Raw genomic sequence first — 15,933 nt, 5'->3', positions numbered from 1 at the left:
CGGTTTGTATAAGACTAGTGTGGGTTAATATATTTGTGGTGAAAATAATGATAAGTAGTGATAACTATTTGAAAAATTTGATCTAGAGTGAATAAAATCGGAAGGGGATGTGGAGAGGTTGTGTTATTCAAAAATAATTAAAGGTAAGATCTGCAGCTTAGTTGACTAGCACTTAGCTGCAAGTAAGTCTATATTCTCACATTGGTCGGTAAGCTAAAGCTGAACGTTGTACCTTGGCTTAACACGCTAGAAACCGAGATCTTGGCATGATGCAGTGAAAGTAGTTTGGCAACGATAGCAAGTCCTAACCCCGAGTTTCCTTGCTGACCATTGACGGTATTTTTAGCCCTAAAATGAGCGTCAAAAATCCGGTCAACATCTTCCTTCGGAATACCCACGCCAGAATCGGCAATACTAATGATTAGCTGGTTGTCTTTCGGTTGCAGATGGATCTTAATACTGTCACCGGATTGACAGTGTCTTAGGGCGTTATCAATAAGGTTGGTTAGTACTCGCTCCAATTTAGCAATATCGGCAATGGCTTGTAGACTTGGATCTTTAGGTTCAACTGACAGGGTAATATTTTTCTGTTGTGCTTGTAGCTGGAATTTACTTAATACATCTTGTGCCAGCTCGGCAACTGCGACAGGTTCTTGATATAGGCTTACCGTATTACTGTCGAGTTGAGCGAGCTCGATGATTTGTTCGACAAGGCGTTGTAATTGATTGGCGTTCTTTTGTGCCACTTGAATAAAGTCACTTCCGGCCGTTTCTGGATATTGTAACAACCAGGTTTCAAGATAACCTTTTAAGGAAACTAGCGGTGTTTTTAGATCATGGGAGATATGCGAAAGCATTTCTCGACGCAGTTGCTCCGTCGATTTAATCTGTGTAAGTTGCTTGTGTATCTTCTCTTCTAATGACGAAAAATTATTGTGTAGATTGATAATCTCATTCGCAGCATACTGATGCGGTGTTGATGTTGAGACCGTTGAGAAATCATTTTTAACAAAATTAGTCATGTCTTGATCAAGTTGTATTATCGGCCTCACGACTCGTGCAAAAATGAATACTAATAGTGCAAAAGCAAGTGCGAAGAATACAATAAGTGCCGCAAGGGTCTTATACATACCGCTATCGAACGATAAGTTTTTTACGATGCTATCGTATTTATCGCCACCGAGAATGACAAAGACATAGCCAATTTGTTGGTTATCTTTAAATATAGGGGCTGTTGAAAAGAGCTTTTGTTGATCTAGACTTCTAGGGTTATCGGCATAAATAGGGTAGGTAGCGCCTTTTATAAAATGGTCTAATGGTTTTGTATCAATCGATTCCCTTTTTATTTTATTCGGTTCTGCTGCATAGACGAGTAATTTACCTTGGTTATCTGTGATGTATATTTCATAGCTGGGGCCAAGCAACATTAAACTGTGGAAGGCGGGTTTTAGTGCTGTAAGACTAATCTCGCCTTGCTGTAAATCTTCAGAATAGTGGATGATTTGTTGCGCTAAATTTTTGTGTAGTGTTTGTTCTACGCGGGCTGAGTTTGTATCCGTAATGACACAATAAATAAAAAACAACCCGGCAGCCATAGTGGTAAACAAAATAATTAACGGGAATGTAATTTGTCCTAATAAAGATCTATGTGACATCGCTGACCTCCAGTTTGTAGCCAACGCCCCACACTGTTTTAATGTATGTAGGTTCTGCAGGGTTCGGCTCTATTTTGTTTCTTAATCTATTCATGTGTGAATTTACCGTATGTTCATAACAGTCGTTATGATAATCCCATACTTCAGCAAGCAATTGCTCTCTGCTATACACACGGCCAGGCGATTTGGCTAAAAATAATAGCAAAGAAAATTCAGTACTGGTTAAAGAGATGAGTTCCTTATTCCGATGAACACTATGCGTCGCTTGATCTATGACTAAGTCTGCAATCTTGATTTGTTCTGGTTCAAGGTTATTTGCAGCTTGTACATTACTGCGGCGAAGTAAGGCTTTTACACGGGCTTGTAATTCTAATACGCTAAATGGTTTGGCAAGGTAGTCATCTGCACCAGCTTCTAACCCTTGAACTCGATCTAATTCTTCTGTGCGAGCGGTTAACATCATAATAGGAACAATCGCATCATTGGTTCTTATTTTTTTGCATATATCTAACCCATCCATATCTGGTAGGTTTAGATCTAATAATATAAGCTGGAACACATTGCTACGTAGCTGTTCAAATGCATCTTTAGCGTTATGGCAACAAGTCACTTTTTTGCCGATCATCTCTAAATTGATTCGAATTAAATTTGCGATATCTTGTTGGTCTTCTACCACCAATACGTGTGTATCCATTGTGTCCTTACCTCTTATATCGTCTTAATAATATGCTTATTTAGGGCCTAACTGCGCGTAGATACTAATCGCAACAATAAAAGTAGGGCATATTAAATCTTAGTTAGTGCGATCTATGCTTGATTTTTTTGTAAGCGGCTGTATTGATATCATACATATGCACATTTATTTATGCATTTTTATTTATCTTGGCTACCGTTACATTATACCCCATGTTTAAGAGTCTAACAGTATGCTTGGCCAGATAACTGAAATCGATAAATTAATCTTGTTATACAAGTATGAAACTCAGGGGACGTTAGAGGCAGAATCGGTGCTTGATATATCTGACGAAGAAGCGCGTTTTATCCGTACTTCGGGTGAATATATCTTGTGGGAGGCGGGTAAGCGAGACTTTGATTATCCCGAAATGGCCAATTCACATTGGTTAGAAACCACCTATCGCGGTCAAGCGGCTAAGTTAGATTGTTTACGAACTCGTGATGCGGTCTTATGTCCATTGTTTTTGAGAGATCAATTTTATGGTGAATGGCACATACATAATGGCTTCTTACGAATGAGTATAGAATCAGCACATCATCATATTGAGTTATTCTCTGTGGCGAATTATGGCAGTAATATTCATCCAATATTGTTGTTTAAGGACAAGGAGCTAGTCGGTTCTGCAAATATAACGTTAATGGTGTAGAAATTGTGGGGATTACAGATAATATTTTCACTGTTTGATATGTAAAACCATTTAATTTGATAGTTATAGCTGATTAATCATTATCAAACGCACGTTTAAATTATGGATTCGTTAGTTTTAGGTTATTATATTTTAACCTTTAGTGCTGTAAAATTAGCCATGAATCACTCATGATAAGTATAAAACTACACTTTATAATAAAAAGTAACAACATATGTCTATTTGTTTCATCGTGTCATTTTTAGGCATTATACCATTTTAATATTCCACTTCATTTCAAACGAAACCCTTTCATGTTAGTCATGTAAGTCGTTGAAGATTAAACTAATTTAATCTTGTCAACTGAACTTCAAAGATGCTTTAATTCGATCTAAGAATTATTTACTTTACGTTTAATCTACATTTTAGATTCTAATTTCCATTTAAAATGGGGTAAGTTAATATAAATTGTTGTTGCGTTAAGTCACATTTTTGTGAACAATCGTTAGTGACAAATGACACTCTTCATTTTGAATATGAAGGGTTAAATCCGATATTTTGTACTGATGCTTCTCCGTACCTCATGCTATATGAGTACACATGGAACGTAGTATTTTATCTTTGATGTTGAAACAGACAGGAACAGATGATGCAAATAGGTATACCAAGAGAGAGTCTCAAAGGTGAAACTCGAGTTGCTGCAACACCAGCAACGGTTGAGCAGTTACAAAAATTAGGCTTTTCAGTATTGGTTGAAAGCAATGCTGGTAAATTAGCTAATTTTAGTGATGCTACTTTTGAGGCGGCTGGAGCAACGATATCGGAAGATACCAAACAAGTTTGGGCTTCTGACATTGTACTAAAAGTTAATGCGCCAGCGAACGACAAAGAAATTAAGCTATTACAAAAAGGCACTTCATTAATCAGCTTTATTTGGCCAGCCCAAAATGAAGCACTTTTAGAGAAACTTGCAAAACGTGAAATCAATGTTTTAGCAATGGATTCTGTGCCACGTATTTCACGTTCACAGTCACTTGATGCATTAAGCTCAATGGCTAATATCGCCGGTTACCGTGCAGTAATCGAATCAGCAAATGAATTTGGCCGTTTCTTTACCGGTCAAATTACCGCTGCTGGCAAAGTAGCACCTGCCAAAGTACTGATTATTGGTGCTGGTGTTGCTGGTCTTGCTGCTGTAGGTGCAGCAGGCAGTTTAGGTGCTATTGTTCGTGCGTACGATACGCGTCCTGAAGTTAAAGAACAAATCACCAGTTTGGGTGCTGAATTCTTAACGGTAGACTTTGACGAGTCTGCGGGATCTGGTGATGGTTACGCGAAAGTAATGAGTGACGACTATAAGGTTCAAGAGCAGAAAATGCTTGCTGAGCAAGTTGCTGATGCGGATATCATCATTACCACTGCATTAATTCCTGGTCGTCCAGCACCACGCCTAATTAGCCAAGAAATGGTTGATGCCATGAAAGCGGGTAGTGTGATTGTCGATTTAGCTGCAGTGAACGGTGGTAACGTTGAACCTAGTGTGGTTGATAAAGTTATTACGACTGACGGTGGTGTTAAAGTCATCGGTTATAACGAAATGGCTCGTCGTCTACCAGCACAAGCATCACAGCTTTACGGTACCAACTTAGTTAACTTACTTAAATTACTTACACCAGAAAAAGACGGCGAAATGACCATCAACTTTGATGATGTCGTTCAACGTGGTGTGACGGTAATTAAAGACGGTGAAATTACTTGGCCTGCGCCACCTATTCAAGTTTCAGCTGCTCCTCAAGCGGCGAAACAAGAAGAAGTGAAAGAAGCGCTAGTTAAACCTGAAAAGAAAAAAACAGGTATCTATAAGGCATTATTAGCCGGTGGCGGTATCTGGGCATATTCAGCGCTAGCAAATTATGTTCCTGCTGAATTTTTAAATCACTTAATGGTATTCGCACTGGCTTGTGTGATTGGTTATTACTTGATTTGGGATGTGGCAGCGTCATTACATACGCCGCTGATGAGTGTAACGAATGCGATTTCAGGTATTGTTATTCTTGGTGCTTTCTTCCAAATGGGCGCAGAGAGTGGTCTTGTAACCTTACTCGCATTCCTCGGCACATTTATTGCCACTGTCAACATCGCCGGTGGTTTTGCCGTTACTGAGCGTATGTTGAAAATGTTCCGTAAATAAGGATTTTTATAATGTCTCAAGAATCAATTGAAGCTGCACAACATGCTATCAATGCTGCGCAAGTAGCGGTAGATGCAGCAACACAAGCCGCGCAATTGGCACAGATTGCAGTTGCAGAACAAGCTCCTGTCGCTGTTGACGTGGTACAGGAAGTTGCAGGTGGTAAAAGTATTTTAGAAGCCGCATATATCGCGGCAGCGGTACTGTTTGTACTTGCTCTTGCTGCGTTATCAAAGCAAGAAACGGCACAGAAAGGCATTTATGTCGGTATTCTGGGTATGATTGTAGCGGTTGTTGCAACATTATTTAGTAGTGACGTAACAAATATCGGTTATATCATTGCTGCTATGCTTGCTGGTGGTGCATTTGGTGTGCGCTGGGCAAACAAAGTCGGAATGACTGAAATGCCAGAAATGGTTGCGATCCTAAACAGCTTCGGCGGTTTAGCGGCTGTATTTATCGGTTACAACAGTTATATTGAATACAATATTACAGATCCAGTTATGTTAAGTATTCACTTAACATTAATCTTCCTGGGTGTATTCATTGGTATCGTTACATTTGTTGGTTCATTAATTGCCTGGGGTAAATTAAACGGTCGTGTTAAATCGAGCGCGTTAATGCTACCACACCGCCATAAAATGAACTTAGTTGCATTACTTGCTACTATTTATCTAATGTTCTCGTTTGTTGGTGCTGGCTTTGAAGGTAACACAACAGCATTAGTATTAATGAGTCTTATCGCCATCGTATTTGGTGCGCATTTAGTGCTATCAATTGGTGGCGCAGATATGCCAGTTGTTGTATCTATGCTTAACTCTTATTCTGGTTGGGCTGGTGCAGCTACAGGTCTTATCTTAGGTAATGATCTGTTAATCGTAACAGGTGCGCTCGTTGGTTCTTCAGGTGCAATCTTAAGTTATGTAATGTGTAAAGCGATGAACCGTTCGTTTATCTCTGTTATTGCAGGTGGCTTCGGTAACGACGTTGTTGCGCCAACAGGAGATGAAGAGCAAGGTGTTCACGTTGAAACATCTGCAGCTGAAGTTGCTGAAATGCTAATGGGTTCTAAGCGTGTAATCATCACTCCGGGTTATGGTATGGCTGTAGCGCAAGCGCAGTATCCTGTATTTGCAATCACGAAGAAATTGCGTGACGCGGGTGTTGATGTACGCTTTGGTATTCACCCTGTAGCGGGTCGTTTACCTGGTCACATGAACGTATTACTTGCTGAAGCAAAAGTACCATACGATATCGTATTAGAGATGGATGAGATCAATGATGATTTCAACGACACTGATACTGTACTTGTAATTGGTGCGAATGATACGGTTAACCCAGCAGCGAAAGAAGAAAACTCGCCAATCTCAGGTATGCCTGTACTAGAAGTATGGAATGCAACGAACGTTGTTGTATTCAAACGTAGTATGGCAACTGGTTATGCTGGTGTTCAAAACCCATTATTCTTCAAAGAGAATACAACTATGCTGTTTGGCGATGCTAAAGAAAGCGTAGAAGAAATCTTCAAAGCAATGTAATTGCGATGTTAGTATCGGTTAAATGATACAAAATTTTTTGAAGATTGAAGGAGCCGAAAGGCTCCTTTTTTTGTTTTTAAATAAGCATCAGAGCCAAACTTTTTAGGCTCTAATTATTGGAGTATTAACTAACTCTGTATGAGCATAATCATCAAAGGGAGTGCCAAAATCCATGGTTGATGTTTTGTTAAATGTAAAGTCGGAAATAGAACAGAATAGGTGATTTTATTTATAGAAAACCAAGGCTCTTCATCAGTAACTATGGTCTTTTTTATCACTTTACCAAGAGTGAGTAATAAAAATATTGGGGCTAATAAAAATAATGCATTGGCCATAAAATAATACCTTCCATTATTGTTACAAGGCGTTATTTTTGATGACACTTAATAACATCTCAATTTTTGTTCATGATTCGTCAGTAAATCTGATGAATTGTGGGTTATTCTATATTTTCGGCATTGCTTTCTACTCACCACAGATAACGTTGAGTAAATCAATTGATTAATTATCTTATCTATATGATTTATTTGAAGTATTAACGCCTAAATGCTAAATGGTAATTGAAATGTGACCGCACAAGCTAAATTGGACAAGTCGTTTGTTTTATAGTGAAGTAATGGAACATCGATTTAATGCAATTCATCTCTGACATTATTTGTTATATCTCAGCCATTTTTTTGCCACATAGCTATGAATTTAGGGGTTGTGATGGTATAAATAAGTGAAATGTTAGGTTTAATACGTAGTTTAATTACAAGCAGATAGGGAATACCATGTTTGAGAAAATCGTTACAGCAGCAGCAGATCCAATTTTAGGTTTAACTGAAGCATTTGCTAAAGATCCACGCGCCGAAAAAATCAATTTAGGTGTGGGTATTTATAAAGATGAAACAGGTCAAACGCCTATCTTAAAATCAGTTAAATTAGCAGAGCAAAAGTTAATTAATGAAGAAAAAAGTAAAAGTTATTTAAGTATTGAAGGCCATAAAGCGTATGCGTCAGCAGTACAAAAACTATTATTTGGTGCTGATAGCGAGGTTGTAACAAAGCAACGCGCAATCACAGCACAAGCACCGGGTGGTACTGGTGCACTACGTACAGCTGCTGATTTTATCAAGAATCATTTAACAAGTGATCGTATTTGGGTAAGTAATCCAACATGGGCAAATCATGGTAATGTTTTTAATACTGCGGGTTTAGAAGTTAAGCAGTATGCTTATTATGACGCTGAAACACGTGGTTTAGATTTCAACGCAATGCTCGCATCTCTAGCTGAAGCAGAAGCGGGTGATGTCATACTTTTCCACGGTTGCTGCCATAACCCAACGGGTATTGATCCAACGCTTCAACAGTGGACTACACTTGCGCAATTATGTGCGAACAAAAAACTATTACCCTTGTTTGATTTTGCATACCAAGGTTTTGCAACAGGTGTAGAAGAAGATGCAGCAGGTCTACGTGTATTTACAGAGCATTGTGAAGAACTATTAGTTGCGAATTCTTTCTCTAAAAACTTTGGTTTGTACAACGAACGTGTTGGCGGTCTAACGCTAGTGGCCAAAGATCAAGATGTTGCGGCTGCAGCATTTAGTCAAATTAAATCTGGTATTCGTGCAAACTACTCAAACCCACCGGCACATGGTGCGGCGGTTGTTGCGATTATTCTTGATGATGAAATATTACGTAATCAATGGGTTGCAGAAGTCGCTGAAATGCGTGTTCGTATCCATGAAATGCGTGAGCTATTTGTAGCAACACTTGCAGAAATGGGTGTGACTGGTGACTATAGCTTTATTACTCGTCAGAACGGAATGTTCTCATTCTCAGGTCTTACTAAAGAACAGGTTGCTACATTGAAAGATGAGCACGCTGTTTACATTGTCGGTTCTGGCCGTATCAGTGTTGCTGGTATGACCAAAGACAATATGCAGCCTTTATGTAAAGCGATTGCTGCAGTACTTTAATCAGTAATAAATGATTAATGACTAAATGGGTGCTTCGGTGCCCATTTTTATACATTTTTAGTTTGTAATAATACAAGTTAGGTCTAGCGCTATGGCTCAAACAAAGACTCATATGCTACTTTTAATGATGGTGATAAGTTTATTTTTTGGTTTGTAGTGTTAAAAATATATCTGAAAGACTTATAATTGCAACGTTAACCTTTAATGTATTGTTATTTATATATATTTAAATTTCCCCTCTCTTTTCTAGTAATGCTTCATATCAACAAAAGTAATATATTTTGAATTAAAAGTTGTACCTAGATCACAAAACGTGTAGATTGCCGCAATCTTTGTAATTTTGAGGCAATAATGAGTAATAAACCACTGCAAATCCTATTAGCTGGCATCGGCATTAACCTAACTATCGGTATCCTATACGCATGGGGGGTCTTTACTGTACCTCTCGCTGAAGCGTTAAACGTTGATGCGTCAGATGTAAAAGCACCGTATAAAATTGCTGTGTTCACATTTGCTACTTGTTTACTTATTGCTGGTATTTTACAAGACAAGATTGGACCTCAAAAAGTGGCCATGCTTGGTGTGACTCTCGTTGGTCTTGGTCTCATTGCTTCAGGTTACACTACGACTTTGGTAGAACTTGAATTTACCTTTGGCGGTATTGTTGGTGCCGGTATCGGTTTCTCATATGCATGTATTAGCCCAAGTGCGATGAAATGGTGGCCCAAAGGTAAAAAAGGTTTAGTAAGTGGTTTAACTGCGGGTGGTTTCGGACTTGCGTCTGTATACCTAGCGCCATTATCTACAAGCCTTATCGAAAACTACGGTATCTACGACACATTCAAAATCTTAGGTGCAGGCCTATTAGTAATCGCTATTCCATTAGCGTCTCTGCTTGTTGCGCCTCCTGCAGGTTATGTTGCTGACCCATCTGAAGCGAAAGCGGTTGCATCAAGCGATGATATCAATCTTAGCTGGCAACAAATGCTGAAAACGCCTCAATTTTACCAGTTATGGGTAATGTTCATGGTTTCAGCTGCTGCAGGTATCATGCTTATTGGTAGTATTGGTAACATCAGTAAATCAATCGGCCTGACATCAGAGCAAATTGCATTCAGCGTTGTTTTACTTGCTATCTTTAATACAGGTGGCCGTGTCGTTGGTGGTTTAATTTCTGATAAGATTGGCCGTGTAAATACACTTGCTTTAGTATTTATGCTTCAAGCAGGTAACATGGCATTCTTCACTACTATTACAACGCAAATACCGCTGATGGTTGCGATTGCAATAGGCGCGATGTCATACGGTGCACTATTAAGTGTATTCCCTACAATTACTGCTGATAACTACGGTCTAAAAACTTACGGAACTAACTTCGGCATCCTTTATTCTTCATGGGGTGTATCTGGTTTCTTCGGTGGTTTCTTAGCAACTGTTGCCGGTTCAACTAATAATACTTATTTTGCTTTTGCAGCACTACTAGTGGCTGTTACTGTCATTGCTTTCTTTACTAAACCAGTAGATAAAGCGGCTGTATTAGCAAGAGAAGCAAATAAATTAAAAACTGCTAAAGCTTAATCGTTAGCATTTACTAATTTGTGGCAAAGGGATAGTTCAAGTCATTGACTATCCCTTGTGGTTAAAAATGAACATTACCGCCTAAACTAAAATATTTCAAATCTGCTTGAATGACGGTATAGCCCGCTTCTACCGTGAATGCATCACCAAGCTCAATGCCAAATATTATACCGCCAGAAAAACCATCTTCGTCCCATTTTTTTGTGTCTGACTTTAGTGTCCCTTCTAAATAACCAGCCCTTAATTTTGCATAGTATGTACCTGATGTACGATATGTCCCATAGATAGCGTATGACTCATATTCCAAATCAATACTGTTTTTATCCATATCGACAAAAGTACCTTCAAACTCTAAACCAAAACTACTTTTTTGAATTCCTACAAGAAAAGTAGCGGGTATTTTAGAATCTAGTTTGTCAAATGCAGTATATATATAACCTGTTTTAGCGCCGAGGTAAAAGTCGATATCGCCAGATGTTTTATCTTCTGCCGTGGCTGAGGTTGTTGCGATTGTTGCGAGTGATAAAATGAGAGGGGTTAATTTTTTCATCGTTTATCCTTGTTTTATGTGAACTATGCCGTGTTTTTTTAATCATAGTTACAAGAATCATTTTCGCTATAATATAAGTTGTATATCAGTCGATTATCTAATAAATCAAACGATGTTAGTGATATTGATCTACTGCTTTGGGTGTTATTAAAGTTGATTTAGTAAGGAAAAAATGTTGTTTTCCAATACAATCACTTGTGGTTTCACTTGAAGGTAGTGGGGGTGGGGTTAATCGTCGTATTATAACAAATTTTGTAGTAAAGGTTATGATTTTAATGCGCTTTTAAAATGCTCATTTAAGTCTAACTTACAATTTAAAGTAGCGATTATTACTTTAAATTCAATATCGATTAGAGTGTATTTACTATGTTATTATTCGAATATAGTAACGAATTTAATGAGCTGTCATTAACGGTGAAATGATAGCGAGAGGTGCTTGTGAGTAAGAATGTAAAAGGTCGTGGTTTATGGTGGAAGTTATTACTCATCCCAGTGTTTATCGGGTTAGCTGTAATGATTTATTTAGATATTATTATTCGTTCAACATTTGATGAAAATAAGTGGGCTGTACCATCGACGGTTTACGCACGTCCGCTCGAATTATACGAAGGCGCGGCTTTAACTGCAGCTGATTTAAAAACGGAACTCAGTTTATTAGGTTATAAATTTGTTGCTCGTCCGACTAAACCTGGACAAGCAAATATACGAGGTAATGAGGTTCGTATTTATACGCCCGGATTTCAATTTAGTGATGGATTAGAGCCCCCACGTAATATTTCGTTGATATTGAATGATGGCATGGTTGCTAAACTGGATACTGACGATGGTGTCGGCCTTTTACGATTAGAGCCTGTTGTTATTGGTGGTATTTATCCTGCACATAACGAAGATAGACTGCTAGTACAGTTATCCGAAGTACCTGCGTCGTTACAAGCAATGTTAGTGGCGGTTGAAGATGATAGCTTCTATGAACATTTTGGTATTTCTGTTCGTGGTATCGCCCGTGCATTAGTGGCGAATATTAAACAAGGTGGTATTTCCCAAGGCGCGTCAACACTGACTCAGCAACTGGTTAAAAATTATTACCTGAGTTCTGAACGTACTTTTAGCCGCAAAGCAAAAGAAGCATTGATGGCAATCTTACTTGAACTCCATTTTTCGAAGGAAAAGATTTTAGAAGGGTATATTAACGAAATTTATCTTGGTCAGGATGGCCCTCGTGCTATCCATGGCTTTGGCTTAGCGAGTCAGTATTACTTTAAAACCCCACTTGCAGATTTACCGATCGATAAGCAAGCCTTATTGGTCGCATTAGTGCGTGGTGCAAGTTACTACAATCCTTGGCGAAACCCTGAACGAGCACTTAAACGTCGTGATTTAGTGTTAGATATTGCGGTTCGAGAAGGTCGTTTAGACAGTGAGTTAGCGGCGGCTGCAAAAGCGCAACCGTTAGGAATGGGTGATCAAACAGCGAGTAGCACCAAGCGATTTCCTGCTTATCTTGATTTAGTTCGCCGCCAATTACAGCGCGACTATAAAGTTGAAGATTTAAGTGAGAATGGTTTGTCTATTTTTACGCATTTTGACCCACTTGTGCAAAGTAGCGCAGAATCAAGTCTCACGAAATCCATTGCACGACATAAACGTAATGGCTTGAGTGCTAAACTTGAAGGTGCCGTGGTGATAACTAGACCAAATACAGGCGCTGTTATTGCTATTGTTGGTGGCGCGAATGCGCGTTATGCTGGTTTTAATCGCGCCATCGATGCTAAGCGTCAAGTGGGCTCATTGATTAAACCAGCTGTGTACCTGACAGCACTAGAACAGCCAGAGAAGTATAATCTGTCCACCTTGATCAGTGATGATGAATATAACCTAAATCTACCCAATGGGGATATTTGGTCACCTAAAAACTACGATAAGAAAGATCATGGTGAGGTATTGTTATATAAAGCGCTTGCTAAGTCTTATAATCAAGCTACAGCACGCTTAGGCAATGAGATTGGGTTAGATAAGGTCATTAATACGATCCATGGTCTTGGTGTCGAACAACGTATAGCGGCTTTGCCATCGGTCACCTTAGGTGCGGTCGATATGACGCCATTAACCGTTGCTCAAATGTATCAAACATTATCTGCGGATGGTTTTTATACACCTTTATTAGCAATTAATGCAGTTGTCGATCCAAAGGGTAATGTGTTGAAGCGTTATCCGTTAGCCGTTGATAAGCGCTTTGATGCTGGTTCTGTGTACATGCTGCGTCATGCGATGCAAGCTGTTACGCATGAAGGCTCGGGGAGAGCCCTCGAATGGTTGCTACCAAACTTTGAAGTCGCAGGTAAAACGGGAACAACGAATGATCTAAGAGACAGTTGGTTCGCTGGATTCTCTGGTGACATGATGGCCGTTGTATGGATGGGACGTGATGATAATGTGACGACTGGTTTAACAGGTTCGAGTGGGGCTTTGCGTGTTTGGGCTGACATTTTACGCCAACGTTCAGCATTGCCGATTCAGAACTTGCCACCACAGAATATTACAGTCGGTTGGGTTGATAGTGATACTGGTCAAGGTAGCCAAGGTAGCTGTCTTAACTCGATCCCGCTGCCTTTTATGAGTGGTTATGAACCTGAAATTGAATTACGTTGTAATCAAGGGGTTAAGCGAGTGATTGAGTGGTTCCGTGATCTTGTCGAATAATGCGATTTGTCATTAAAAATTAACTTTGGAAGTAACATGAAAATAATAAAACGCGCGTGTCTGTTCGCATTGCCATTACTTTTAACAGCCTGTGGGACAATACCTACGTATAATTCCAATGGTACGCAAGTGCAAGAGACGAATAATACTGTCCCAGTGTCGGGTGAACAAAGTAAACCGGAACCAAAAGCTAAGCCAAAACCAGCACTGGTAGATGATACAGCTCAAGCACCAGCAGCGGTATTATCACTCATTAAACGAGCTGAAAAACAGGTAAATAGTGGTGATAATCGTGCTGCGATGGCATCATTAGAGCGTGCTATCCGAATCGCGCCACGTTATCCAGACACTTATTTCCGTTTAGGTGAGCGTTATTTCTATCAAGGTAATTATAAACAAGCCCGCTCACTGGCTGAAAAGTCGATAACATTGGGTGCAGACTGGCTGTTACGTCGACAAGCAGAATCTTTAATTGAACGTGCTGCGGCATATTTATAATTTATAAATAGAGTAAAGAATGGAAATCGAGCTACTAGAAATTAAAAACTTTATCAGCCAGTATCAACCTTTTGATCAACTTCCTGAAGAAGCGTTAGAGGAAGTGGTTAAAAGTATTGAGATCTCATACTTCCGTGCAGACTCGATGATTATTGAGTATGGCGACAAGATCCATGATCTGTATTTTATTCGCAGTGGCGTGGTGGAAATATACCGCCGCAAAGGTGAACTATATAACCGTCTTGATCAAGGCGAAATATTTGGCCAGATGGGTTTACTCGCCAATAATAAAGTTCGACTTCCAGCAAAAGCGGTTAAAGACACGCTTGTTTATTGTATTCCTGAAGCACTCTTCCATGATTTTTGTGAACGTTATGAAGCGTTTTCTGATTTCTCGGAAGTTGAAGGCACGATTCGATTAAAGCAAGCTGTTGAAGATAATAACGATGATGCGAACTCATTAACCACTTCAAAAGTTAAGACATTATTAAGTCGAGACTTAGTAATGTTAAAAAATACGACGTCAATTCAAGATGTTGCCAAGGTAATGGCAGAAGAGAGTGTGTCCGCGGTACTGATTAATGATCCGACCATTATCCATGAAGATGGCAGTAATTTTGTCGGTATTATTACTCAGCATGACTTATGTGCAAAAGTGATAGCGACGGGGATGAGTGTTGATAATCCTGTTTCTGATGTAATGTCGACAGAGCTTATGTCACTCGATCATAATGCCTATGTCTCAGAAGCGATGCTGATGATGTTACGATATAATGTCCATCATTTACCTATCTTAAAGAACAAGCAACCTATTGGCCTCATTGAAGTTGCTGATATTATTCGTTATGAATCTCAAAATAGCTTGTTGTTGTCGGGCAGTATCTTCCAGCAACAAAATATCGAAGATCTCGTTTTACTCTCTGAGCAGCTCAAAGATTGTTTTGTACGTATGGTCAATGAAGATGCTAATTCACATATGATTGGTAGTGCGATGTCCGAGATTGGTCGCAGTTTTAAACAGCGATTACTCGAACTTGCCGAAGAAGAATTAGGTCAGCCTCCAGTTCCTTATTGCTTCCTAGCTTTGGGCTCAATGGCACGTGATGAGCAATTGATTGTAACAGACCAAGACAACGGTATTATTTTAGATAATAGTTATGATAATGAGAAGCACTGCGCATATTTTGAAAAATTATCTAAGTTTGTATGTGATGGATTAGCCGCTTGCGGCTATACCTATTGTACAGGCGATATTATGGCAACTAATCCTGAGTATCGTAAAACCCAAGCTGAATGGGAAGATTGTTTTGCTGACTGGATTGATAACCCGAATCCACAAGCATTATTAAATTGTTCTATCTTCTTTGATTTAACTGGCGTGTATGGTCGGGTTAAATGGGCTGAGCAGCTAAATGCCTTTATTTTACGTCGCGCCAAGAAAAATAACCGATTCTTAGCTTGTTTAGCACGTAATGCATTAAACCGCACGCCGCCACTGGGTTTCTTCAAAAATTTTGTGATGGAGAAGGACGGTCGTCATAATAATTCAATTAACTTAAAACGTCGTGGTACAGCACCGCTGGCAGATTTAATCCGCGTACATGGACTGGCAATTGGCTCTCAATCGCAAAATTCATTTGAACGTTTGGAAGATATTATTGAAGCGGGTATCTTACCAGCATCAAAAGGACAGGACTTACAGCATGCGATGGAGTTTATTTCCTTAGTTCGTTTACGTCACCAAGCGTTAGATGTGGAGTCGGAAATTGAACCGGATAATAATATTGAACCAGAAAATATGTCGGAATTTGAGCGACGTAATCTTAAAGATGCTTTTTTGGTTTTAAGTAACGCACAGAACTTTTTAAAATATCGTTATACCGCCAATAAAATGTAGG

At 39.3% G+C, this 15,933-nt stretch carries 12 protein-coding genes; 8 read left to right on the top strand and 4 right to left on the bottom strand.

The annotated features are described in order from the left end of the window. Positions 1-188 precede the first annotated feature (188 nt). Both HWV03_RS14005 and HWV03_RS14000 read right to left on the bottom strand, forming a co-directional pair. The gene (locus tag HWV03_RS14005) at positions 189-1,655 is read right to left on the bottom strand and encodes a sensor histidine kinase (RefSeq protein WP_255546827.1); all 1,467 of its coding nucleotides are present in this window, start codon (positions 1,653-1,655) and stop codon (positions 189-191) included. Next, the gene (locus HWV03_RS14000) at positions 1,645-2,349 is read right to left on the bottom strand and encodes a response regulator transcription factor (protein ID WP_211676470.1); all 705 of its coding nucleotides are present in this window, start codon (positions 2,347-2,349) and stop codon (positions 1,645-1,647) included. The genes HWV03_RS14005 and HWV03_RS14000 overlap by 11 nt, the downstream gene beginning before the upstream one ends. Positions 2,350-2,581: 232 nt before the next feature. On the opposite strand from HWV03_RS14000, the gene HWV03_RS13995 reads away from it, so the two are divergent. From HWV03_RS13995 to pntB, 3 genes are all read left to right on the top strand, one after another. Further along, a complete protein-coding gene (locus tag HWV03_RS13995) occupies positions 2,582-3,037 on the top strand; it encodes a hypothetical protein (RefSeq protein ID WP_211676469.1) in 456 nt (151 codons plus the stop codon). Between the two features lie 628 nt (positions 3,038-3,665). Then, positions 3,666-5,207, top strand: coding sequence for a Re/Si-specific NAD(P)(+) transhydrogenase subunit alpha (locus HWV03_RS13990; protein ID WP_211676468.1), 1,542 nt, complete (start codon positions 3,666-3,668; stop codon positions 5,205-5,207). A gap of 11 nt (positions 5,208-5,218) precedes the next feature. Further along, a complete protein-coding gene (pntB, locus tag HWV03_RS13985; RefSeq protein ID WP_255546826.1) occupies positions 5,219-6,745 on the top strand; it encodes a Re/Si-specific NAD(P)(+) transhydrogenase subunit beta in 1,527 nt (508 codons plus the stop codon). A 128-nt stretch (positions 6,746-6,873) separates the two neighbouring features. On the opposite strand, the gene HWV03_RS13980 is transcribed toward pntB, so the two are convergent. Continuing rightward, positions 6,874-7,080 carry a hypothetical protein gene (locus HWV03_RS13980; protein WP_211676467.1) on the bottom strand — a complete coding sequence of 69 codons (207 nt, stop codon included), beginning with the start codon at positions 7,078-7,080 and terminating at the stop codon, positions 6,874-6,876. Between the two features lie 438 nt (positions 7,081-7,518). Here HWV03_RS13980 and HWV03_RS13975 point away from each other — a divergent pair, with 438 nt between their 5' ends. Then, positions 7,519-8,709: an amino acid aminotransferase gene (locus tag HWV03_RS13975; RefSeq protein WP_211676466.1), complete on the top strand. Its 1,191-nt coding sequence runs from the start codon at positions 7,519-7,521 to the stop codon at positions 8,707-8,709. 351 nt (positions 8,710-9,060) lie between these two features. Continuing rightward, a complete protein-coding gene (locus HWV03_RS13970) occupies positions 9,061-10,287 on the top strand; it encodes an L-lactate MFS transporter (RefSeq protein ID WP_211676465.1) in 1,227 nt (408 codons plus the stop codon). A gap of 61 nt (positions 10,288-10,348) precedes the next feature. Here the strand turns inward: HWV03_RS13970 and HWV03_RS13965 are convergent, their stop codons facing one another. Then, positions 10,349-10,837, bottom strand: a complete 489-nt coding sequence (locus HWV03_RS13965) for a hypothetical protein (protein ID WP_211676464.1) — start codon at positions 10,835-10,837, stop codon at positions 10,349-10,351. Positions 10,838-11,275: 438 nt separating this feature from the next. On the opposite strand from HWV03_RS13965, the gene mrcB reads away from it, so the two are divergent. From mrcB to HWV03_RS13950, 3 genes are read left to right on the top strand one after another with little or no spacing between them, the layout of a single operon-like run. Further along, entirely contained in the window at positions 11,276-13,537 is a 2,262-nt protein-coding gene (gene mrcB, locus HWV03_RS13960; protein ID WP_255546825.1) for a penicillin-binding protein 1B, read from the top strand. Between the two features lie 36 nt (positions 13,538-13,573). Continuing rightward, a complete protein-coding gene (locus HWV03_RS13955) occupies positions 13,574-14,035 on the top strand; it encodes a tetratricopeptide repeat protein (protein WP_211676462.1) in 462 nt (153 codons plus the stop codon). A gap of 19 nt (positions 14,036-14,054) precedes the next feature. After that, positions 14,055-15,932 carry a DUF294 nucleotidyltransferase-like domain-containing protein gene (locus HWV03_RS13950; RefSeq protein WP_211676461.1) on the top strand — a complete coding sequence of 626 codons (1,878 nt, stop codon included), beginning with the start codon at positions 14,055-14,057 and terminating at the stop codon, positions 15,930-15,932. Position 15,933: the final 1 nt, after the last annotated feature.

Source organism: Moritella sp. 36 (assembly GCF_018219415.1).
GTDB lineage: Bacteria > Pseudomonadota > Gammaproteobacteria > Enterobacterales > Moritellaceae > Moritella.
This window is presented reverse-complemented; position numbering and strand designations above follow the sequence as displayed.